At 53.3% G+C, this 22,386-nt stretch carries 22 protein-coding genes; 12 read left to right on the top strand and 10 right to left on the bottom strand.

All coding sequences use genetic code 11. The features are described 5' to 3' along the window. Positions 1-3: 3 nt before the first annotated feature. Together AC1WNR_RS05695 and AC1WNR_RS05690 are read right to left on the bottom strand one after the other, a co-directional pair. Positions 4-1,338 (bottom strand): HlyD family type I secretion periplasmic adaptor subunit, encoded by a 1,335-nt coding sequence (locus AC1WNR_RS05695; RefSeq protein ID WP_481643560.1) that lies wholly within the window; start codon positions 1,336-1,338, stop codon positions 4-6. A gap of 4 nt (positions 1,339-1,342) precedes the next feature. After that, positions 1,343-3,457, bottom strand: coding sequence for a type I secretion system permease/ATPase (locus tag AC1WNR_RS05690; protein WP_481643559.1), 2,115 nt, complete (start codon positions 3,455-3,457; stop codon positions 1,343-1,345). 118 nt (positions 3,458-3,575) lie between these two features. Here AC1WNR_RS05690 and AC1WNR_RS05685 point away from each other — a divergent pair, with 118 nt between their 5' ends. Continuing rightward, positions 3,576-3,929 carry a hypothetical protein gene (locus AC1WNR_RS05685; RefSeq protein WP_481643558.1) on the top strand — a complete coding sequence of 118 codons (354 nt, stop codon included), beginning with the start codon at positions 3,576-3,578 and terminating at the stop codon, positions 3,927-3,929. Continuing rightward, positions 3,929-4,225, top strand: a complete 297-nt coding sequence (locus AC1WNR_RS05680) for a hypothetical protein (RefSeq protein WP_481643557.1) — start codon at positions 3,929-3,931, stop codon at positions 4,223-4,225. Before AC1WNR_RS05685 ends, AC1WNR_RS05680 begins: the two co-directional genes overlap by 1 nt. 8 nt (positions 4,226-4,233) lie before the next feature. Here the strand turns inward: AC1WNR_RS05680 and AC1WNR_RS05675 are convergent, their stop codons facing one another. From AC1WNR_RS05675 to AC1WNR_RS05660, 4 genes are all read right to left on the bottom strand, one after another. Further along, complete coding sequence (locus AC1WNR_RS05675) at positions 4,234-4,818, bottom strand: HAD family hydrolase (protein ID WP_481643556.1); 585 nt, start codon at positions 4,816-4,818, stop codon at positions 4,234-4,236. A 101-nt stretch (positions 4,819-4,919) separates the two neighbouring features. Beyond that, positions 4,920-6,494: a response regulator gene (locus AC1WNR_RS05670; RefSeq protein ID WP_481643555.1), complete on the bottom strand. Its 1,575-nt coding sequence runs from the start codon at positions 6,492-6,494 to the stop codon at positions 4,920-4,922. Between the two features lie 108 nt (positions 6,495-6,602). Beyond that, a complete protein-coding gene (locus AC1WNR_RS05665; protein WP_481643554.1) occupies positions 6,603-7,823 on the bottom strand; it encodes an argininosuccinate synthase in 1,221 nt (406 codons plus the stop codon). A gap of 103 nt (positions 7,824-7,926) precedes the next feature. Further along, a complete protein-coding gene (locus AC1WNR_RS05660) occupies positions 7,927-8,787 on the bottom strand; it encodes an OmpA family protein (RefSeq protein WP_481643553.1) in 861 nt (286 codons plus the stop codon). Positions 8,788-9,017: 230 nt separating this feature from the next. On the opposite strand from AC1WNR_RS05660, the gene rnt reads away from it, so the two are divergent. Then, positions 9,018-9,644: a ribonuclease T gene (gene rnt, locus AC1WNR_RS05655; protein ID WP_481645365.1), complete on the top strand. Its 627-nt coding sequence runs from the start codon at positions 9,018-9,020 to the stop codon at positions 9,642-9,644. A gap of 114 nt (positions 9,645-9,758) precedes the next feature. Here the strand turns inward: rnt and grxD are convergent, their stop codons facing one another. Then, complete coding sequence (grxD, locus tag AC1WNR_RS05650) at positions 9,759-10,094, bottom strand: Grx4 family monothiol glutaredoxin (RefSeq protein WP_481643552.1); 336 nt, start codon at positions 10,092-10,094, stop codon at positions 9,759-9,761. Between the two features lie 259 nt (positions 10,095-10,353). On the opposite strand from grxD, the gene AC1WNR_RS05645 reads away from it, so the two are divergent. The 5 genes from AC1WNR_RS05645 to AC1WNR_RS05625 all read left to right on the top strand — a co-directional run bounded on the left by AC1WNR_RS05645 (position 10,354) and on the right by AC1WNR_RS05625 (position 16,675). Next, positions 10,354-11,544 (top strand): acetylornithine transaminase, encoded by a 1,191-nt coding sequence (locus AC1WNR_RS05645; protein WP_481643551.1) that lies wholly within the window; start codon positions 10,354-10,356, stop codon positions 11,542-11,544. A gap of 55 nt (positions 11,545-11,599) precedes the next feature. Continuing rightward, the gene (gene argF, locus AC1WNR_RS05640) at positions 11,600-12,505 is read left to right on the top strand and encodes an ornithine carbamoyltransferase (RefSeq protein WP_481643550.1); all 906 of its coding nucleotides are present in this window, start codon (positions 11,600-11,602) and stop codon (positions 12,503-12,505) included. Positions 12,506-12,618: 113 nt separating this feature from the next. Continuing rightward, positions 12,619-13,554 carry a LysR family transcriptional regulator gene (locus tag AC1WNR_RS05635; protein WP_481643549.1) on the top strand — a complete coding sequence of 312 codons (936 nt, stop codon included), beginning with the start codon at positions 12,619-12,621 and terminating at the stop codon, positions 13,552-13,554. 32 nt (positions 13,555-13,586) lie between these two features. Continuing rightward, positions 13,587-15,560 (top strand): monovalent cation:proton antiporter family protein, encoded by a 1,974-nt coding sequence (locus AC1WNR_RS05630; protein WP_481643548.1) that lies wholly within the window; start codon positions 13,587-13,589, stop codon positions 15,558-15,560. Positions 15,561-15,622: 62 nt separating this feature from the next. Further along, positions 15,623-16,675 carry a DUF3549 family protein gene (locus AC1WNR_RS05625; RefSeq protein WP_481643547.1) on the top strand — a complete coding sequence of 351 codons (1,053 nt, stop codon included), beginning with the start codon at positions 15,623-15,625 and terminating at the stop codon, positions 16,673-16,675. Here AC1WNR_RS05625 and AC1WNR_RS05620 read toward each other — a convergent pair. Continuing rightward, on the bottom strand, positions 16,672-17,484 hold the full coding sequence (locus tag AC1WNR_RS05620) for a replication protein P (RefSeq protein WP_481643546.1): 813 nt from the start codon (positions 17,482-17,484) through the stop codon (positions 16,672-16,674). The two genes, AC1WNR_RS05625 and AC1WNR_RS05620, sit on opposite strands and share 4 nt — an antisense overlap. Further along, positions 17,402-18,247, bottom strand: coding sequence for a DnaT-like ssDNA-binding domain-containing protein (locus AC1WNR_RS05615; RefSeq protein WP_481643545.1), 846 nt, complete (start codon positions 18,245-18,247; stop codon positions 17,402-17,404). The genes AC1WNR_RS05620 and AC1WNR_RS05615 overlap by 83 nt, the downstream gene beginning before the upstream one ends. 135 nt (positions 18,248-18,382) lie before the next feature. Here AC1WNR_RS05615 and AC1WNR_RS05610 point away from each other — a divergent pair, with 135 nt between their 5' ends. The 4 genes from AC1WNR_RS05610 to AC1WNR_RS05595 are packed head-to-tail and all read left to right on the top strand — an operon-like array spanning position 18,383 to position 21,758. Next, positions 18,383-19,897 (top strand): thymidine phosphorylase family protein, encoded by a 1,515-nt coding sequence (locus tag AC1WNR_RS05610; RefSeq protein WP_481643544.1) that lies wholly within the window; start codon positions 18,383-18,385, stop codon positions 19,895-19,897. Position 19,898: 1 nt separating this feature from the next. Then, entirely contained in the window at positions 19,899-20,768 is an 870-nt protein-coding gene (locus AC1WNR_RS05605; RefSeq protein ID WP_481643543.1) for a ribose-phosphate diphosphokinase, read from the top strand. A 24-nt stretch (positions 20,769-20,792) separates the two neighbouring features. After that, complete coding sequence (locus AC1WNR_RS05600; protein WP_481643542.1) at positions 20,793-21,371, top strand: alpha-ketoglutarate-dependent dioxygenase AlkB family protein; 579 nt, start codon at positions 20,793-20,795, stop codon at positions 21,369-21,371. Between the two features lie 60 nt (positions 21,372-21,431). Next, on the top strand, positions 21,432-21,758 hold the full coding sequence (locus AC1WNR_RS05595) for a hypothetical protein (protein ID WP_481643541.1): 327 nt from the start codon (positions 21,432-21,434) through the stop codon (positions 21,756-21,758). A gap of 89 nt (positions 21,759-21,847) precedes the next feature. Here the strand turns inward: AC1WNR_RS05595 and AC1WNR_RS05590 are convergent, their stop codons facing one another. Further along, complete coding sequence (locus AC1WNR_RS05590) at positions 21,848-22,297, bottom strand: flavodoxin domain-containing protein (protein ID WP_481643540.1); 450 nt, start codon at positions 22,295-22,297, stop codon at positions 21,848-21,850. Positions 22,298-22,386 lie beyond the last annotated feature (89 nt).

Genomic DNA, 22,386 nt, shown 5'->3' with positions numbered 1-22,386 from the left:
CTCCTAGGGCTCAGTCAGCGCGTTAGCTTTGGCACGGATAATTGGCTTGAGCAGGTAATTCAGCAAGGTTTTCTTACCAGTCAACACATCCACACTTACTGTCATACCGGCGATCAGCGGCATGGTTTCATTCTCAGAGTCCAGATAAGGGGAATCAGTCTCTAGACGCACCAGGTAGTAAGCTTCGTTCTGTTCGGTAAGAAAAGTACTCGGAGAGATAAACGTCAGATACGCATCCATACCGCCATAAATGGCGAAATCATAGGCGCTGACTTTAACCGTTGCGGTCTGCCCAACCCTCAAGCGACCAATATCTGAGGGCTTGATGCGCGCCTCAATCAACAGCTTATCCTCCCAAGGAACGATTGAAAGCAACTGATCACCCGGTCGAACAACGCCGTCTATGGTGTTGATCAACAACTCTTTAATAGTACCTTTGACAGGCGCACGCACCTCGGTTCGGCTGATACGGTCCTGCATACCACTGAGCGCCTCATTTAGACGAGTGCGTTCAGCCAGCAGTTCGTTGTACTCCGCCCGAGCGATATTGCGGAACTGCAGCTCCATCTCACCCTGCTTACCGGCTATCTCCTCAATGGCCGACTCGATGCGCGGTAGGCTCAGCTCAATCGAAGAGCGCTCGCCGCGAAGGTCGTTGACCTGACGCTTGAGGCGTAGAAACTCCACTTCAGAGATCACCCCCTCTTTTAGCAGGGGTTCAGTGATATTTAGCTCGCGCAGCAACAGATTGTATGAGCGGCGTACCTGCTCTAAGCGGGATTTTGCCTCGACTAACTCCTGTTGACGCTGGGCAAGCTGCTCTGACAACACAGCTTGGTTGGCATCTAACTCATCCTGGCGCGACATAAAGAGATTCATCTCTTGCGCAATGAAGTCTTTGTACTGATCAGGAAAACCCTCAGGCTCAACAAAGGCCGCGCCATCAGACTCTGCACGCAGGCGAGCAAGCTTTGCTTGCAGCTCGTAAGCGCGCACCTCGTTCTCTTTAACAGAGCTGGTGAAGCGCTTGTCCTCTATACGCAGCAGTACCTGCCCCGCCTCCACAAGATCACCTTCGCGCACGAGTATCTCCGAGACGATACCGCCCTCTAGGTTCTGTACCACCTGCAGCTGGCTGGAGGGGATAATTTCGCCATCGCCGCGCACTAGCTCATCCAGTTCTGCCCAGTAAGCCCAGGCGATTGCTGCTGCAATAAACAGCGCCATTAACCAGAGCAGTAAGCTAGCTCCGCGCGGCGTCTTTTCGAGCACCGCCTCGTTCACACTGTTAATGTAGGCGAGGTCCTCAGGCTTGATCTTCGAATACATATCCGACATCAGCTTATCTCCTCACCTGCAAGCGGCCCTGGCGCAGTGCATCGAGCACCGTATCCTTCGGACCATCAGCCACAACCTGCCCCTGATCGATAACAATGATGCGATCAACTAGGCTCAAAAGTGCAACCTTATGCGTAATCAACACCAGAGACTTGCCCTTAACGTAGGCTTCTAGCTGGGCTTTGAGTTGCTCCTCGCTGGCGTTATCCATGGAGTTGCTCGGCTCATCGAGCACAAGTAAATTGGGATTGTGTAACAGCGCGCGGGCCAGAGACACCGCCTGACGCTGGCCACCCGAGAGCGCCGCACCGCGCTCACCCACAGGCATATCAAAGCCCATTGGGTGGGTACTGGCGAACTGATCCACACCGGCGAGTTTCGCTGCGCGAAGCAGTTGCTCATCTGACGCAAACGGCATACCGACTAGGATGTTTTCGCGCAAGGTACCGGCAAACAGCAGTACATCCTGAGGCACATAACCTAGATTGCGACGCAGATCGACGGGATCGATCTGATTGAGGTCGATCCCATCAATCGTGATCGCCCCCTGCTGCGGCTTATATAGACCCGCCAGCAACTTCTCGACCGTCGATTTACCCGAACCGATACGGCCGATCAGCGCCACGCGCTCGCCCGCCTTCATCTTGAAGCTGACACTCTTCAGCGCATTATGCTCGGTGCCCGGGTAGGCAAAATTGATATCTTTAAATTCGATGGCGCCATCAAGACGGTCACGGTGCACATAGTGTTTGCCCGGTTCACGCTCCTCGGGCAGATTCATAATCTCATCAAGTGTCCGCAGCGCTTTGGCAGACTGTTCGTACTGAATTACCAAGCTGGCGACCTGCGCCATCGGCGCAATTGCTCGACCGACCAGAATATTACAGGCAATCAGCGCACCCATTGTGAGTTGCTGATCCATGATCATGTAGACGCCCAAAATAATCAGCGCGACCGACGAAAGTTGCTGCACTGATGCAGAAAAGGTTGCTACTGATGTCGACAGCATGCGGGCTTTTAAGCTCCAACGCGCAATAAAACCAACCGACTCTTCCCACTTGGTCAATAGTGGTGTCGCCGCGCGTTGAGTCTTTACGGTCTCCATCGCCGTGAGCGTTTCAACCAGCGCACCGTTCTTCTGTGCGGTCGAGGCAAAGGTCTTCTCAACAGCACCGCGTAGGGAGGGACGAACGATCAGCGAATAGAGGAAAATCAGTGGAACGGCTACCGCAGGTACAATGACAAGCGGCCCGCCAATGATGCTAATCACGAAGATAAATAGCACCATAAATGGAATATCGATCAACAACGCTAGGGTACCAGCGCTGAAGAAATTTCTAATGGAGTCAAATTCACGCAAATTGCTGGAGAAAGCCCCTACCGAGCTCGGCATAGCGTCAAAACGCAAGCCCACCACTTTACGGAATAACATTGACGAGATCAGCACATCGGATTTTTTACCGGCAACCTCCAGAAAGTAGCTGCGCAACATTTTCAGTCCGAAATCGAACAGATAAACGATACCGACACCTGCAGCCAGCACCCAAAGCGTATCCACCGCGGCATTGGGCACAACCCGGTCATAGACGTTCATAACGAACAGCGGATTCGCCAAGACAAAAAGGTTTATCAAGAAACTAGCGACCAGCACATCTCGATAGATGGAGCGTGAGCGCCAGAGCGTGCTCCAAAACCAGTGGCCTTTGCGGCCATCAAGTTCGCGCGAGCTCTTATCACCGATCTGGTACTCTGGGCGCACAAAGATTGCATAGCCTGTGTAGATCTTTCGCAGCTCTTTGATATCGAGGGTGATAACCCCACCACTCTCAGGCTGTTCTATAACAAACTCGTCACCGTTACGCTCGCGCAGGATAGCGGCTTTGTAGTCAGTGAGCAGCAACACTGCGGGAAACAGCAGGGGTGAGATGTCGTTTAGTTTTCGCTCAGAAACACGGGCTGCGAGCGATGCTCGCTCAGCAGCACGTATAAACAGGTCGGGGGTTAACCGATTGTGGGCCAGCGGTAGTCCATCTACCAGAACCTCCGCGCTGTAGGGCTTGTGGTAATGGTGTGTCAGGGACACCAAACAGCCAAGCAGCGGATCATCCTTGAGTGCCATTAATTGAATTTCTCACAGTCTGTGTTATTACTAAAATTAACTATAGTCACACATTTCACTATTTGCCCAACTACACTCAGCAAGTTAGCAATAAAAGTGCCAATCAGGATTAACAAAGATGTATGTCATTAAAGATGAGAGCGGAAAGATCACCGGCCTCTCCCTGACCAAAACCGTCGGAGCCGAGCCCGCTGACCCTCAAGATCCTTCGCTACGCGCTTTCCTTGAACTGGCTGACCCTAGCCTCAGCGCTAGTAGCCAATTAGAGGCGTTGGACGGCGCCAGCATCCGTATCCTCGAGGATTTGATTGATGTACTGGTGGATCGTGGAACACTCATCTTTACTGACCTGCCTGAGGCCGCTCAACAGCGTCTACTCGAGCGTAAGATGCTCCGCAAAATGGTTCGTAAAGAGAAGGGGCTGCCTGAGCCAGAGGACGAATTTATCCTATCGGATGATAAGATCTTCTAGTGCCCCTCTCACGCAACAAGCCGACCGAGTGCCAACTCTGCCAGCGAAAAATCGGTCTTACTTTCCACCACCTAATACCGCGCAAAGTTCACTCGCGGCCAAGATTCAAGAAAGCCTACACACGCGAAGAGCTCAACCGCGGTATCTGGATCTGTCGCGACTGCCACAGAACCGTCCACCGATTTTATGATGAGCTGACGCTCGCTAAAGAGTTTAGTTCGCTGGAGGCGCTGCTCGCATCCGAACAGCTGCAGAAACACATAGAGTGGCAACGCAAGCAGCGACGGCGGCTATGAGGATTGCATCAACGCTGTTCGAAAAACGCTTGATGAAATTCAACAAAGTTATGGAACTTGTAGTCCGCTAGATGCAGATAGTCTGGTTCGCCTTCATAGTGCAGCAGACAGGTCGGCATACGGGCATTACGCCCTGCTTGTAGATCATATTTATAATCCCCAACCATCAACACGTCTTCGCTTCGCAACGAAAACTGGTTGGCGATCTCGTTTAATGCACTGGGGTCGGGCTTCGGCTTGGAGTTTTCTCGCGTAATCAAATAGGGGATCGGGATCTCATTGCGCGCGATTTTGATGCGAGACGAAAAATCCGAGTTGCGCGTCAATATTGCTAATGGAATCTGCTGTTCTCGGCATCGCTGAACAAACTCCTGCGCACCGGGCAACCACTCGGACTGTTCTGCATCCTCAACTTCATGTCGATGAATAATCGCTTCCGCCTCTGCCCGCTCTACGTCTGAGAGGCTATCAACATAGGCCAAAACATCAACTTCGTCGGCGCAGCCCAACTCTTCACGAATAAGAGCAAAGTCCAAAGTAGATGTCACAAGAGTGCCGTCTAGATCGAAGACGAGCGCGCGTATCTGTTTCAAGTAGAGAGACCTTTTATGGTTTACCAGAGTTTACGCGAAGTGAGCAGTCTCTGATCAATGAAACCGCAATCTACCTCAACACAAGACCCCTGCAACCGGTCCTAGGCTTGCTTGTTGACTTGGTCCGTCATCCGGGTAGATAGACTCTTGAAGCGTTTCTGCTGACGCTCAGTCAACGCTGCGAACTGTAGTTCGTAGAGGGTCTGGTCGCTCTCGTGCAATAGCTTGTGAACCGAGTCACCCGTTACTCTGCGACAGAGTTCCAGTGCAACCTGCACGAGGTTCAGCGCAATGCTTGGGTTATCGGGACGCTCTTTGAGTGCAGTACGGAACTGCGTACGAGCACCTTTGAGATCCCCTTTGCGAAAATCCATCATCCCTTTGAGGTTGTGGCGTCCCCAGGTCAGATTAGCCATTTGCCGCGTCAGCTCTTGTTTGTAGCCTCCCGCTTGTTCCTCCAACGGGGTTGATTCTAGTGAATCTGTCAGTAGATCGATCCACATCGCCTGATCATCAACTGGCAAACCCTTAAATGCACCGAGGGCCAGATTTGCCATTGAACTGGAGCGTTCTGCGTCCCCAGCCAACCGATAGATTTCAGCGCTCAGCAACCGGCTTTTGAACTGAATAACAGGTTCATCCATAAAGTCGCGCTGGGCTTGCTCCATAATTCTGACAGCCTCACCCTGTGCTTCCTGCGAAAGCCCAACATCCGAACTGACTTGGCGCAAGAGAGAATAGACCAGTGCAAAATAGGCATCGGGATTCTGGAACGCGGAGTAGCGCGCATACTTAACCGACGCCTTGAACGCTTCAGCCGCCAGCGTCCAATCTTCGTTGTAGCTTGCCAGATCACCCAAATCTGACTGCAGAATCGATACGGTGGGCTGCAACATGACAGCGCGGCGCATCAGCGACAGCGCCTGATTCCACTCGCCTTCCAGACGGTGCAACCGAGAGCGCCAAATAAAGGCCTCCAGACAGACCTGCTGGCGATTAAGCACATGATCTAGTTGAGTCTGCGCCTCTTTGAACTTCCCGCAGCCATAGGCGGCCACGGCGACCGCCACCCTAACCCAGCTCTCATCCTTCACTTTTAGCAGCGCGCTGAAGAGCTCAAAGGCTTTTTCGTAACGCTTGAGCTGCAACAGCATTAAGCCGCGCAAACGCTCGAGAAATATTTTTAAACCAGGGTAGAGTTGCGCGAGTTTAACGCTCACCTGCAGAGCCTCATCCCACTCGCCCTTGTCGAGTAACACCTCGAGCGGCTTAATGCTGGCCTTCACACGCATCACCTTGTCCACACGCTGACGGATGTGATGCGGGTCAAAGGGTTTGGAGATATAGGTGTCGGGGGCGTTTTCAGGTGAACCAAACAGCAGCTCAGACTTATCCTGATCGACAATCAGAACAAAACACTGCTGATACTTCCGTAGCCCCTCAAATTGAAGCTCTTGCAGTAGCTGCAGGCCATTTTTCTCATCTTGGCCAAGATCGTAGCAGACAAAGCAGAGGTCGAATTTGAGCTCGCGAAATAGGCTCAGCGCCATATTCACGCTGGATGCGACCTGCACCTGTTTGTAGCCCAACACAGAAATGATGCTGCGCAAGGACTGAAGGTCCTCCAACATGTGGTCGACAATAAGAACTGAGCGAGGCTCGACAGTTTCAGACATTTAGACGTTCCATACTTACATCTAAATCTAGTTTAGCGGCCGCTAATCAGCAAAACTGAGGCAATAAAAAACCCGCAAAAGTGCGGGTTCTTTTTAGACGGTCAAAACTTAGTCAAACTTGCGACCTTTGCTCGCAGCAATGCGCATACGCAGAGCGTTCAGTTTGATAAAGCCAGCAGCATCTTTCTGATCGTACGAACCTGCATCATCTTCGAAGGTCGCGATGCTTTCATCAAACAGTGAATCGTCCGAACGGCGGCCTACAACAGTCACGTTGCCTTTATAGAGTTTCACACGCACTTCACCGTTAACGTACTTCTGGCTCTCATCAATCATGGTCTGCAGCATCTTACGCTCTTCAGACCACCAGAAACCGTTGTAGATGGTTTTCGCATAACGCGGCATGAGCTCATCCTTGAGGTGAGCTGTTTCACGATCCAAAGTGATGGACTCAATTGCACGGTGCGCCGGCAGCATGATGGTGCCCCCAGGAGTCTCGTAACATCCACGTGACTTCATACCCACGAAACGGTTCTCTACGATATCTAGACGGCCGATACCATTCTCACCGCCAACCTTGTTCAGGTAAGCCAAAACAGTGGCTGGCGACATCTCTTCACCGTTGATTGCGACGATGTCACCCTGACGGTAAGCGAGCTCGAGATAGGTTGGCTGATCCGGTGCATCCTCAGGAGCAACAGACCAACGCCACATATCCGCCTCAGCCTCAGCCCAAGGATCTTCCAAAATGCCACCCTCGTAGGAGATGTGCAGCAGATTGGCGTCCATTGAGTACGGAGACTTTTTCTTCTTGTTGGAGAAGTCGACGGGGATATTGCGCTCTTCACAGTACGCCATCAGCTTCTCACGTGAGTTGAGATCCCATTCACGCCAAGGTGCAATTACGTGCACGCCAGGTTTGAGGGCGTAGGCACCAAGTTCAAAACGAACCTGATCGTTACCTTTACCTGTAGCACCGTGAGAAATCGCATCAGCACCAGTCTCATTAGCGATCTCAACCAGACGCTTCGCGATCAGCGGGCGTGCGATTGAGGTACCGAGCAGGTATTCACCTTCGTAAATGGTGTTTGCGCGGAACATCGGGAAGACGTAGTCGCGCACAAACTCTTCGCGCAGGTCTTCGATGTAGATCTCTTTAACGCCCAGCGCTTCGGCCTTAGCGCGCGCTGGCTCAACCTCTTCACCCTGGCCAATGTCAGCGGTGAAGGTGACAACCTCAGCGTTATATTCATCCTGCAACCAACGCACTATTACAGAGGTATCAAGACCACCTGAGTACGCCAGTACAACCTTTTTAATATCGGACATTTAGAGACTCCAACACCTAGATGTGAGTGGGTAGAAATTTATGGCGGCGCAGTATAGCAGAATCCACGCTTTAAAGGGAGTACAGCGAGGCGCAGACTGATAACTATTCGATACGTTCTAAACGCACCGTGACGCGACGGTTGCGCGTGCGGTTTTCCGGTGAATTGTTCTCCACCACAGGGTAGCGTTCACCGTGATAGCGGGTCACCAACATATCCTCGCTGATGCCTAGCTGCATCAGATAACGACTCACCTCTTCGGCGCGGCGCTTAGATAGGTCGCGATTCAGTAGTCGACGACCCTGATTGTCTGAGTGACCATCAACATAGATCTTTCCCACTTGCCTGTCGGTTTCAACATAGGTTTTGACCAGTTCCAAACGCTCGCGCGAGGCTTGAGATAGCTCCCATTGAGCCGGGGGATAGAGAATCGCGGTACGGGCGATCTGATTGAAGTTGACCGGTAACAGCTGCGCTAGGCACTCGGTGTACTGCGCATAGGCGGGCGTAAAATTGGCTGCAGAGACTGCTACCTGAGCCTGCTGTCCGCCAGGGTCTGTCGCTTTTAACGTAGGCTGCATACCAGCGCGCAGCGCCGCCAGCACTTTTGCAGATCCGGTCTCAGAGAGCTCAAGCTTACTTGATGTCGAACGGATATCCAGAGACTCCACCTGCTGCGAGGCTTGAGTTGCACGCCAGGCTGGAGCTGCAGCATAGACTGCGGCCGTGCCTGTCACTAGACCCGGCTGATACGGCTCGAGCCAGAAACTGAGAGCCTCTCCAGCACCTCGCTCGAGCACTGCGGTGCCAAATTGCGGTACTTGATGCGTCAGACGACAGGCAAATGGAGACGCTTCAAGCTGCCAAGTCGATTGATCGATCTGAACCTGATAGAGAGCCCCCGGTGCTAACGAGCTAAGGCCGGTGAAACTGGCAAGAAGTGCGATCTTCAGTGGTAATTTCATAAGGTCAACGAGCGTATCTATGCCGATGTATTCCCTGTATAACGGCGACGACCTGAATTTCTTTAGCACCGCTTCTTGCCACCGATTAGCGGCATGAATATCCACACTAGTGACCAAGCAGTAAAACGTGCTGAACGGGTGTCTCAGCGAGGTTGATTTGATACACTGCGCCCAGCATATTCGAGATGAATTAAGGAAAAGTCTTGTCCTCAAACTCCGCCCGCCACCCAATGGCGGATCGTTTCCGTGGTTACCTCCCTGTCGTCGTAGATGTTGAGACGGCAGGTTTTAATGCCAACACCGATGCACTGCTCGAGCTGGCGGCTGTCACCTTGACGATGGATGAGGAGGGATATCTGGTGATTGACCAGTCGTTCGAGGCGCAGATCGAACCCTTTGAAGGTGCAAACCTCGAAGCGTCGGCGCTGGAGTTCACTGGAATCGACCCTTGGAGCCCTGACCGAGAGGCTGAGCCCGAGGTAATGGCGCTTGAACGCATCTTCAAGCCGATCCGCAAGGCGATCAAGGCGCACGACTGTAAACGCGCCATTCTCGTGGGACATAACGCCAACTTTGACCACTCATTCCTGTGTCGGGCCACCGATCGAGCCGACATAAAACGCAACCCGTTTCACCCCTTCTCGACCTTTGACACTGCGACACTAGCAGGCTTGGCGTATGGCCATACTGTGTTGGCCAAGGCCTGTGAAATTGCCGGGATCCCTTTCGACAACAAGCAGGCACACTCAGCGCTCTATGACACCACCAAAACGGCTGAACTTTTCTGCCAGATCGTCAATCAGTGGAAAGAGCTGGGCGGCTGGGACTTGGTGCTAGCGACCCGGGAAGAGTCGTAAGGCACTAGCCGTAAAAGCGAATACAAAAACAGACGTAAAAAAGCCCTGAGCGGCTTTTGAGTTAAGAGCAACCGATCAGGGCTGTTTTAGCTGGCTTTTTACCAGCCTTGACTGTTACTCAGCAGCATCGCCGGCAGCTGCAGCTGCTTCAGCAACCAGCGTTTTCAACTCGCCGTTTTCCGACATCTCACAAATAATGTCACAACCACCCACGAGTTCACCGTTCACCCACAGCTGCGGGAAGGTCGGCCAGTTAGCGTACTTAGGTAGCTCAGCGCGAATATCAGGGTTCTCCAGAATGTTCACAAACGCGAAGCGCTCACCGCAGTTGATCAACGCTTCAGATGCGCGAGATGAGAAACCACACTGAGGAAAACGTGGGGTGCCTTTCATGTAGAGAAGAATAGTGTTGCTTTCGATCTGCTCTTTAATGGTATCGATAGTGCTCATTACAGCCTGTCCTCAATTCGGTATTACTAAAACTTGCCGCGCATTTTAACCTAATTCTGACTAAAAAACTCGGAAAAAGAGATGCTCTATTTACGCCTGCCTGAGACGATTTAGAGCACCGATCGCCGCCGGCCCGAACCCATTCAGATTCTGTAGGTTGAGAAGAAATTGCCAAACCCTGAATCTGCCCCTACAATCCACACTTTGCGGCAGCTTACGGAGCTGCCTTTTTGCGTTGTTTAGGAGAAAAGAAACCGCAATGACTATGACCCCGGTAATGCCCACTTACGCACGTTTTCCTGTCGCGTTTGAGCGCGGTGAAGGTATCTGGATCTACGATACCGACGGCCGACGCTACTTGGACGCACTGACCGGCATTGCGGTGACAGGCCTTGGCCACTCACACCCTGCGGTCACCAAAGCGATCTGCGATCAGGCGGGTACGCTGATCCACACATCCAACCTCTATGAGATTCCGCATCAGCAAGAGCTCGGACACAAGCTCTGCAGTGAAGCGGGTATGGATGCGATCTACTTCTGCAACTCAGGCGCAGAATCTAACGAAGCGCAGATCAAACTGGCGCGCAAATGGGGTAATGATCGCGGTATCACTAATCCGAGCATCATTGTGATGGAGCAGTCGTTCCACGGACGCACCTTAGCGACGCTAAGCGCCACCGGTAACCGTGCAATTCAGGCTGGCTTCGAGCCACTGGTAAGTGGATTCGTGCGTGTACCCTTCGACGATCTAGAAGCGGTGCGCAAAGTTGCCGAGAACAACTCCAGCGTTGTCGCTGTAATGGTTGAGCCAGTACAGGGCGAAGGCGGCGTACACGTCCCGCACGATGGTTACCTAAAAGGACTGCGCGAAATCTGTGATGCTAACGGCTGGCTACTAATGCTCGACGAAGTGCAGACCGGCAACGGTCGCACCGGTAGTTACTTTGCCTTCCAGCAAGAGGGTATAGTGCCGGACGTGCTGAGCACCGCTAAAGGTCTCGGAAACGGCATGCCGATTGGTGCTTGCCTCGCTCGCGGTGAAGCAGCTAAGGTCCTCGGTCCCGGCACGCACGGCTCTACCTACGGCGGCAACCCCCTTGCATCGGCAGCAGCCCTGGCTGTTTTCGATACAATCAAAGCGGACAAACTGGCTGAAAACGCCGCAGTTCAGGGTGAGTTCATCCGCAACGCCATGCGCGAAAAGCTGGCAGATATACCGCAACTGGTTGAGGTGCGCGGTAAAGGATTGATGATTGGTATTGTCTTTAATGAGACGATTACTGAGCTCGGCAAGATTGCAGTAGATAACCAGCTATTGATCAACATTAATGGTGGAGGCAAGGTTATTCGTCTGTTGCCTCCACTCATCATCTCTGCAGAAGAAGCACAGGAGCTAGTCGATCGCCTCAGCGATCTGGTTAAGCAGCTGTTTGCTTCAAAACAGAACTAAACACTAACAACCTTGGGAACCGCCAGCCATAAGGGACTGGCGGGTAAATTATTTTATGAGCACCAGACACTTTCTGACGCTGCTAGACCTTACACCTGAAGAGCTCCAGGGCCTTATCGAGCGCGCAGTTGAACTTAAGCGCATGCGCAACGCTGGCGAAGTTTACGAGCCATTAAAGAATCGCGTAATGGCGATGATCTTCGAGAAAGCCTCTACCCGCACTCGCGTCTCATTCGAGGCGGGCATGGCCCAGTTTGGCGGCCACGCCATGTTCCTATCACCCCGCGATACCCAACTGGGCCGCGGCGAGCCGATTGAAGATAGTGCTCGGGTTATCTCTAGCATGGTTGATGTGGTGATGATCCGAACCTTTAGCCATGAAACTGTCGAAACCTTTGCCAAGCACTCACGCGTACCTGTCATCAATGCACTGACCGATGAGTACCACCCCTGTCAGCTTCTCGCCGACATGCAGACCTACTTTGAGTTTCGTGGTTCCATTAAAGGCAAAACAGTCACTTGGGTCGGTGATGGCAACAATATGTGCCACTCCTACATCAATGCTGCGCGCCAGTGGGACTTCAAACTCAATGTTGCCTGCCCTGCCGACTTTGCACCCGATCAGGCGCTGGTTGATGCAAACGCTGATCGTGTAACCATCTTCGAAAATCCTGAGGACGCCGTTAAAGGCTCTGATCTGGTTGTGACCGACGTCTGGGCTTCGATGGGTCAGGAAGATGAGACCCGCGAACGCCTCCGCGAGTTCCGCGGTTACCAGGTATCACCAGAACTGATGGACCTGGCTCACTCCGATGCGCTCTTCATGCATTGTCTGCCCGCGCACCGCGGTGAAGAGGTGACGGATGAGATGATGGAAGATCCTCGCTGCGTTGCCTTCCCTGAAGCTGAAAACCGTCTACACGCGCAGAAAGCGCTGCTTGAGTTCCTGCTAACGCACTGATCTAACTCAAACTTACCGCACAGGTGCGGCACTTGAATGAAACTAATATAGAGATGTTCAAAGTGCCGCTCTGTACTATACTGGCTTCCAAGGATTAACTCGGAACGCCGGTAATGATTGAACTTCGCCACCTGAAAACGCTCGCTGCCCTTCGTGATGCTGGAAGCTTGGTCGATGCTGCTGATCGAGTTCACCTGACCCAATCAGCGTTGTCGCACCAGATCAAGGACCTCGAAGAGCGCCTCGACTGCTCGCTGTTTATCCGCAAGACAAAACCGATCTGCTTTACCAGCGCCGGCCAGCGCCTACTGACTCTAGCGGACGATATTTTGCCCATGATCCGCAACGCCGAGCGTGACATCGCGCGTCTCGCCGGCGGTGAAACTGGCCGCCTCAATATCTGCATTGAGTGTCATAGCTGTTTCGACTGGCTAATGCCAACCATCGATCACTTCCGCCAAAACTGGCCCGAGGTAGAGATGGACCTGTCGACAGGTTTTAGCTTCCAGCCGCTACCGGCACTGGCGCGTGGCGATCTAGACTTGGTTATTACATCAGACCCTGAACCACGCACCGGCATTCACTATGAGCCGCTCTTCAGTTACGAGTCTTTGTTGGCGATCAGCCGTCAGCACCGCTTGGTGGCCCGCAAACACATCGAAGCTCAGGACCTCGCTCAAGAGACACTGATCACCTACCCGGTCGATACCGGCCGCTTAGATCTATTCAGCCGTTTCCTTGATCCGGCAAACGTGGAGCCAAGCGAGATTCGCACCGCTGAGCTGACAGTGATGATGGTACAGCTGGTTGCGAGCGGGCGCGGTGTAGCCGCTCTGCCTAACTGGGCTATGCATGAATATCTCGAGCGTGACTTTATACAGTCGCGCCCGCTGGGTGAGAAAGGTCTCTGGTGTACGCTCTATGCAGCGATTCGCGAAGATCAAATTGGCAGCGAATTTATGCAAGACTTCCTAAACACTGCACGCGACGTCAGCTTTAAGACCCTCAAAGGTATACGCTCCGCTCAACGAGAAGAGCCCCAGGGTTAACATCGCGACTAACCGCTTCGATACGGATATAGATGGAACACTCTCTGTTTGAACAGCTTTTGCTCATATTGGTTGCTGCGGTTGTCGCGACCACCCTGTTCAGACGCATCAACCTCCCGCCGATCCTCGCTTATTTGAGTATTGGCGCGCTGATCGGTCCCTTTGCACTTGGCTACGCCGACCCGCACGAGATGCACCTGATGTCGGAGCTTGGCGTTGTCTTTCTGCTCTTTATGCTGGGTCTTGAGTTCTCTCTACCGAAGATGATCGCCATGCGCCATACCGTCTTGGGCGTGGGTTCCATGCAGGTGTTGCTAACTACTGCACTACTGATAGCTGTTTGTCTGGCTTTTGGTTTGACGCTCAGCACCTCGATTGTGATTGCGGGCGCACTTGCCCTCTCCTCCACAGCCATCGTCACGCGCGAGCTGATGCGCCTGGGTCAGCTTAGCGAAAAACATGGTCAGCTCGCTTTTGGTATCTTGCTGTTCCAGGATATCGCCGCGGTTGCCTTTCTAATTTTGGTACCCAGCCTAGCTCAAACCAGCAGTGAAGCATCGTTGCCGCTCTGGCTAGCACTGCTGCAAGGTGCTGGCCTGCTTCTGCTGTTAATGCTGCTGGGACGCACACTACTTCCAGCGCTGTTTCACGAGATCGGTCATTCGCGCTCCGAGGAGCTCTTTGTCTTAGTTGCGCTAGTCACTGCACTCGCAGCCGCTTGGCTAACCCACGCAGCCGGTCTATCGATGGCTCTGGGGGGCTTCCTGGCAGGCATGATGTTGGGTGAGAGCCACTTTAAACATCAATTAGAGAGCGACATACGACCCTTCAGAGATGTACTACTGGGGCTCTTCTTCGTCACGGTAGGCATGCAACTTAATGTCTGGGCAGTGCTCGAGAACTGGTACTGGGTGCTGCTGATGACAGCAGCGCTGATGGCAGCGAAAACAGCACTGATTTTAGTCATCGCTGGACGTATGCGGCGCGACTATCCTAGCGCGCTTCGAGCAGGACTCAGTTTGGCCCAAGGGGGCGAATTTGGTTTTGCGCTACTGGCACTGGCCTTTAGCTACAACCTGATTGAGAGCAGTTTAAACGCACTGATTATCTCGACAATCATCTTCAGCATGATCTTAACCCCAGCACTAATTAACTTTAACGGTGCGATTAGTAACAGGCTTCTCGGCAGCAAGCAGCAGCCAGAGAAGACAGACGATTTACCAGATGCAGTCTCAGCCGAAGCGCAGCTTGAGGAGTTGAAGGGTCACGTTATCGTCTGTGGCTTTGGTCGCGTTGGCCAGATTGTCTGCCGTTTCCTGAGTCGTAACGGAATTCGTTATGTCGCGCTCGATCAAGATCCGGTGCGTATACGAGAGGCGGCACAGGCCGGCGAGCCCGCCTACTATGGCGACGCTAACCGCTCCGATCTGCTGCGTGCACTGGGAGCTGACCGAGCGCGACTGCTGATATTGACGCTACCGAATGAGAAAGAGGCATTAAGAGCGCTACGAAACATCAAACGAGAACATCCGAGTTTGCCGGTACTGGTGCGAACTCAAGATGATAACCAATTACACAGTTTCCAGGAGGCCGGCGCTACCGAAGTCGTCCCTGAGGCCCTTGAGGGGAGCCTGATGCTGGTTTCGCATGTACTGGCCCAACTTGGTGTCGAATCCAGTCAGATCAAAAGTAGCATTAACCAGGCCCGCGAGGGCGGTTACCAGCTACTCCACGGTTTCCTCCATGGGCAGAACTCAACTAAGTTCTCTGACAGTGGAGAGGCTGTGGTGCAACGCGCCGCGATCACTCTATCCGAGAACGCCTTTGCCTGTAATCGTCGTCTGGACGAGATCGACTTGGGTGTTGAGGTCTGTGTGTTGCGCCGCGATGGTGAGGAGATAGAGCTGCCAGATACCGAGCTGGAACTCCAGCAAGGCGACACACTCATTGTCAGTGGCTCCCCTCCGGCAATAGAGGCCGCCGAGGAGTCACTGCTGATCGGCTAGCAATTCGTGTTAAACTGCGCCGCCATACTGATGCTCCCTTCCACGCCTTTTAATGAGTAGTTATGAGCGACGCAAACCTTACGCTAACAGGCCTGTTTGAGCAGGCGGGTACCGAACTAAAAATCTACGACCTGGGACGACGAATTCGTGCGCTATCCGCTGATGAGTTTCTGCGGATCGAGCAGATGCAGACCCCCTACCCCACACCCTATCAGCAACATGCATGGTTAGCGCTACTGCTACTCAACCCGGATAACCGGGCCCAGAATGCGGTATGGTTTTTGAAGCTACCGCTCGATGAGCAGGGTTATCTAATCGGTGCTGTGCGTGACGACATTCTTGGGCGACTACTTCAAAACGTCGAGGCGAGCGTCGCTGGCGTTCCACAAGAGGATGCACTCAAAGAGAACCCCTATGCGTTCAAACCCTCGGATGAGAAGATGGCGGTATTCCATGCGCTTGCTGCGCGCGAGAGCCAGCAGAGTGCTTCGGAATATTACGAGGCTGTTCAGGCTTATCTTCAAGCCGATGAATTAACAGAGCTGTGGCAGAACCTTGCGCTTCAAGGATTAGCAGATCTAATTGTACGTATCGATCAAGCTGACAACGAAGAGCGATTAGCTCAGCGTTTGGATGAACTTCCGCAAGGGATGGCAGCCCTACTGCTTGGATTACTTGAGCACAGCAAATACTCAGAGGTGTTGGCTCAAGCGCTGCAACAGCAGCTCAATAACTCTCTAGGTGATGCAAATTGCAACGCAATTCGCGTCGCACTCTGCCTGCGTGCGCTCTCCCCTTCAGAACTTACGCCCGAGCTCAAAGCCCAGCTAATTCATATGTTGCAGACAGAAATCGGGGAGCATCCTGAAGTGCTATCAGCTCTGGCTACGCGCTGCGAAAACTGGCTTATGGATGCACAACTCTTGCAGCACTTTCTGGAGGCGCTTGCACGCGGCGAGGCCGGACAATTAGGGTTCAGTCGTATCTTGGTAGACCTAATGTTCCTGCCGGTCCACCGAATACTGATCCTCCAAGCGCTGCGCCATGAGAGCAACTCCAAGCAACTTAGAGCGGCAACCGCCGCGATGTTTGGCGGAGCTTTTAACGCGGATTAGTTCGGCGTAGGCAGAGAGAGACCGAGCTCGGCAGCCTGCTGCTGGGCTTGAGCGTACTGCCGAGACCGAGAGCGACTACCAGCAGGCAGTGTAAGGTAGTAGAGCATCTGGCAGGCAACCGATTCATCTAGTTTATGCTCTTTGGCAAAGTTCAGCATCAGGGTTGCCTGAGTCAGCTCTGACTTCTGCTCAATTGCGATCGGATTTGGCACCTCCAGCGACTCACCCTCGCGCAACTTGCGAATATTGAGTTGATACTGATACTCAAAGGGGCCGAAGGTCTCGTTCTCTGTAAGATTGCGCAGCTCAAACCAACCGACACGGCGTCCTGCCCAATAAACCACTGGATGGCTCCATGGATGCTCTAGTGGATGATGTGCATGGCGACACGCCTCCTGATAGGCCGAACGAAGGTCAGGGATACCCAGGTCTGTGGTGTACTCACGCAGAATCTTGAGAAAGTCCGCAATGCTAGGCATCCAACTGAGATTCTCTTTGCAGTGATTAACCGCCTGAACCAGCTCTTTCTCACCGAAGCCGCTCAGACTCAGGGCCCACTCGCGCTTAGCGATTCTAAGCTCATCCTCAGTTTCAAAGGCGCTCTTAAACTTGTGCCCGTAAATACTCATAAAGCGCGCAAATAGCGCGTTTATGAGGGTTTTGGTCTCATTGGAGATGGCGCGAGCGGCCGGCTCGGCCTCTATAGCGGGTGCACTGTCGACTAGATCACCAGTCGGTGTTCTTGACGTCCATGACTGCTTGGGTAACCCGTTTTCGTGCTGCGCGAGTATCCTGTCGGCTCGTTTCATACTTGGCTCCTGTCTGTTGCTCAAAACCACCGGAACGCTTGCTCTCCTCCGATGGCCAGGCACGCTTCACCCAAGCAAGGAAACGCTGATCCCAGTTGGATTCTGCTTTGCCACGCTCAACATAATAAGCGATAAATTCATCAATACACTGCTCGGCAAAATTCGCCTCTATACGGGTGCGGCTGAGCAGTTCAAAAAAGGTCTGTGACGGGCGCCAGTTGAGATCCATCTCACGTAGCTGCTTGCGGCGCTGCTCTGCTGCCTCAAAAATATCATCCAGTTCGCTTGGTTGACGCCAAGCACTGCGCCGTCCAAAAGATGGAGCCGGACCTGTTGCAGCCGGTATCTGTTGCGGATTATCGACGACTGGCAACTGCTGCACTGCAGGGGGCTCTGATCTTGGCTGCTGTGCTTGATTAGGCGATAGCCTAGTTCGCTGCGCGGCATTAGATGGACGCGGGCTAGCATCAGGGCGTCGCGGCTCTGCTATCGGCGTGCTGGCCTGTCCGCCACTCAGCTCGATCTCTAATTCACGGTTCAAGAGACGAAAACGCAACTGTAACTGCGCCTGCAAACTTTCAAGGTTTTGTAGCAGGCGCGCCTCATTCCAGAAGCCAAAAAAGCCGTGCAGGCGCGACAGATCAGTACGTAAACGTCCACCGCTAAGCTGCGCCTGTTGCTGCAAAAAACCGAGCAGTAGCGCTGCCTCTACGCCATGTCTGGCGGCGAGTTCAGGATCAAGTTGCAGTAGCTGTTTCGACATAGATCGCTTTCTGAGGATTGGGGTAATTTCAAAATAGTTTAACAGGGCTGTAAAAATCTCGACAGGCAAAAATCGATACTGGACTATATTTCACGTTAAAGTAGAGCAAACAGCCATCGCCCTAAGAGGTCGCGCATGATACCGGAAAAGATGATGCCACTTAAGGCCTGTCGTTTAGGCATTGATACCCATCATGAGCCAAACATCTACCTGCGCAGCGACAGTCACGTCTGTAAGTCAGAGGGGTTTGAAGCCCTCTCTCGCGTTCGCGTTAATACTGAGCGCCACCAGATCATCGCTACACTCAACATGGTCACGTCCGATATCGTTCCCGAGGGCCACATCGGTTTCTCAGAGGCTGCCTGGGAGATGATGGATATGCGCTACGACGATCAAGTCTGGCTCTCTCACCCCAAACCGGTGCAGTCGCTCTCTTACATCCGTGCAAAAGTTTATAACCAACGCCTCGATCAAGCGCAGATGACAGCGATCATTAACGATATCGTCGAGGGACGCTATGCCGAGGTGCATCTGGCTGCTTTTATAACAGCCTGTGGCGATGACAAGCTAAACGATGAGGAGATCACCTACCTCACCCGTGCCATGATTAATGCTGGCAGCCGAATCGACTGGAAGCTCCCTCTAGTTGTCGATAAACATTGTGTTGGCGGACTACCCGGTAACCGCACTACCCCAATTGTCGTGCCGATACTGGCAGCAGCCGGCCTGACAATTCCCAAGACCTCCTCTCGCGCTATCACTTCACCGGCCGGTACGGCCGACACCATGGAGACCCTTACCTGTGTCAGCCTATCCCTCGACGAGATGCGCAAAGTGGTAGAGCAAGAGGGCGGCTGTCTCGCTTGGGGTGGATCGGTGCGCCTCTCGCCTGCTGATGACCTGTTAATCCAAGTAGAGCGTGCGCTCGATATCGACAGCGAGGGACAGTTGATTGCCTCAGTGCTGTCGAAAAAGGCCGCAGCCGGGGCAACCCACGTACTGATCGATATCCCGGTGGGGCCGACTGCCAAAGTTCGAAGTCAGGCGGCCGCCGAGCGCCTTGCAACAAGCTTTACTGCTGTTGCCAACAACCTGGGACTGAAGCTAAAAATCGTGCTGACAGACGGCCGCCAACCCGTTGGACGAGGTGTTGGACCTGCACTGGAGGCTGAAGACATTCTAGCGGTGCTACAAAACCGAACCCAAGCACCCCAGGACTTAAGAGCGCGAGCTGCCATGTTGGCGGGCTCAATGCTTGAGCTAGCCGGTGCCGCTGATGAGGGCTCGGGTGAACAGCAGGCGCTCAAGCTGCTTGAGTCCGGTGCGGCTTGGGAGAAATTTCAAGCGATCGCCCGCGCCCAAGGGGGGTTAAAAACGCCGCCAGTAGCGCCCTATCGCTATGAGTTTCTGGCACACCAATCGGGTACCGTGAACGGTATCGACAACCGACTGCTAGGAAAGGTCGCTAAACTCGCTGGAGCACCCGCAGACCCTGCCGCGGGGCTCGAGATACATATCAAACTCAACGAGCAAATCCAACAGAACCAAGCCCTGCTGACAGTACATGCCGAAAACGCCGGCGAGCTTAACTACGCTGTCGAGTTTCTACTCGAACATCCCAACGTTATCCAGATTAAGGAGGCTCAGTAAGATGGATCGAATTCTCTTCAACCTCGCCGAGCGCACAGATCTTGGACTGAGGCTAGCAGCGGCTGTGGGAGCTAAGCTAGGCGATATTGATTCCCGCCACTTTCCCGACGGAGAGCTCTACCAGCGAATTACGACGGAGGTGGCGGGTGCTGAGGTCATTATATTCGCTGATCTATTCCACCCGGACATGCAACTATTCACACTTCTCTCGTTGGGCCACACCCTAGAGGAGCTCGGTGCCAGAAAACGGACTCTAGTCAGCGCTTACCTGCCGTATATGCGCCAAGACAAGCGTTTCAATCCGGGCGAATCGATCACCTCTCGTCATTTCGCCCGCCACCTGTCACAGGCATTCGATAGGCTAATCACTGTGGACCCTCATCTACACCGCTACAGCAGCCTCGATGAGATCTACTCACTGGAGGGCACAGTGCTCACGGCTCAGTCAGTGATTACCTCACACCTGCAACAGATGAACGATAAGTTGCTGTTGATCGGTCCTGATGAGGAGAGCGAGCAGTGGGTCGGCGCGATTGCACGAGCTGCTAACCTCCCTTTCCAGATTCTGCTCAAGCACCGCAGTGGCGACTATCAGGTGGAGGTTTCGCGCCCTCAGCTAGAGCCTTACCTTGATCATCGTCCTGTTCTCGTCGACGATATTATCTCGAGTGGTAGAACCATGCTGCGCACCTTAGAGCACCTGGAGGCGTCCGGTTTAGCTCGCCCACTGATTATAGGCGTACACGGTATCTTTGCCGGTGATGCCTATGAGTTACTAGCGCAAAAGAGCGAAGTGTTAACCTGCAACTCGATTCCTCATCCCAGCAATAGGATCGACCTTCTGCCGATCTTCGTAGAGAGTCTGCAATAACCACAGACCTAACACTCACTGAGCATGCAGCCCCTAGAGCAAGACCAACACATTCTCTACGACCCGCACTTCTATAGTTGTATCGAAGCAACGCAGCTCTACGCTAGGCTGCGCGAGGAGCTCGAGTGGCGTCAGGATCAGATTCATATTTACGGACGTTCTGTCTGCATCCCTAGACTGCAGGCATTCATCGCTGAGCCCGGACTGCGATACACCTACTCCGGCCTGACCCTCGAGGGAGTCGGGTTCCCTGCAGTTCTAGCCGCTATTCAAACAGAGATACGGCAGCGCCTCGGAGTACATTTTAATGCGGTGCTCGCCAACCTCTACCGCGATGGCAGCGATACTATGGGTTGGCACAGCGACGATGAAGCCGAATTAGGGCCAGCCCCCATTATCGCCTCGCTGACGCTCGGTGCAGAACGCAGCTTCAAGTTCCGCCCCAAAGGTGGTGGCGATAGCTGGGGCATTGAACTGCAGCACGGCTCCCTGCTTTTGATGGAGTCAGGGGTACAAAATCGCTGGCAGCACTCTGTTCCCAAACGCGCTCGTTGCCAGGATGGACGCATCAACCTCACCTTTCGGCAGATTATAGAGCGCTGAGCCCCACAGCGCCCAGATCTGTTCTATGCTTAAACCATGAGCAGTACAGAGGAGAGCCAAATGCCCAACTCATCCATTGAGTCCCTTCTGGTAAAACTTAAGCACCGCGGCGATGAGATCTCGTCCCGCACACCACTGACCATCGCAGTGGATGAAGACGATCTTTTGCGCCTGCAGGCGCTCAGTAAGCTCTATAAACTCCCGATGGAGGAGCTAACTGCCCTACTGATGAGCGATATACTCCAACAGATCGAGGCGCGGATTCCCTATAAACCGGGTCCGAAAGTGATTCGCGTAGAGGATGATGAGCCGATCTATGAAGATATTGGCGATATGCCCCGCTACCTGGAGATCAAACGCGGTCTCGAAGAGCGTTCCAAACACTGAGAACTGGGGCTGAAATTGATCTGACTTAGCTCTGATTGAGCAGGCTACTCAGTGCCAACTCAGAGCTAATTAAGCAGCTCATTCAGAGACTAATTCAGAAAATTCGCCCAGCCTTTAACCCATTCAGCCGCCGGTTTTTCTGGCTCGTAATCGATGCGACCATCAATAAAGATCGGTTCGCCTAGCCGTTCTGCACCTAAATCTTGGAATACTGCATCAATGGTTCTGGCGCCACCGTTAAAGTTATCGTAGCTCGAATCACCTAGCCCAATCAGGCCATATTGGCGGCCAAAGAGCGCTGGTGAGTCATCCAGCAACTGACAGTAGAGCGGCATGATCGAATCGGGTAGATCGCCCATACCGGTAGAGGAGGTACAGATAAGTAATACTGCGTCGGGGTCAGCAGCGATGTCGGCGTAGCTGGGTGTGTCTGCAATACGCACCTGATGACCGCGTTCACCTAGCTCTGCGCTACAGGCGCGGGCTGCCTCAATCGCGTTGCCATACATAGTACCTACAAGTATCACGACTTTCGCCACGTTTAATACTCCTACTGTTTAACGAACCGCTTTACGTGAAGCATAAAATAATAAACCCCGCCGAGGCGAGGTCTATAAATTTGAATGGC

The sequence above is a fragment of the Marinobacterium marisflavi genome (genome assembly GCF_982447095.1).
The sequence above is the reverse complement of the archived record's forward strand: the minus strand, read 5'-3'. Positions and strand labels throughout refer to the sequence as shown.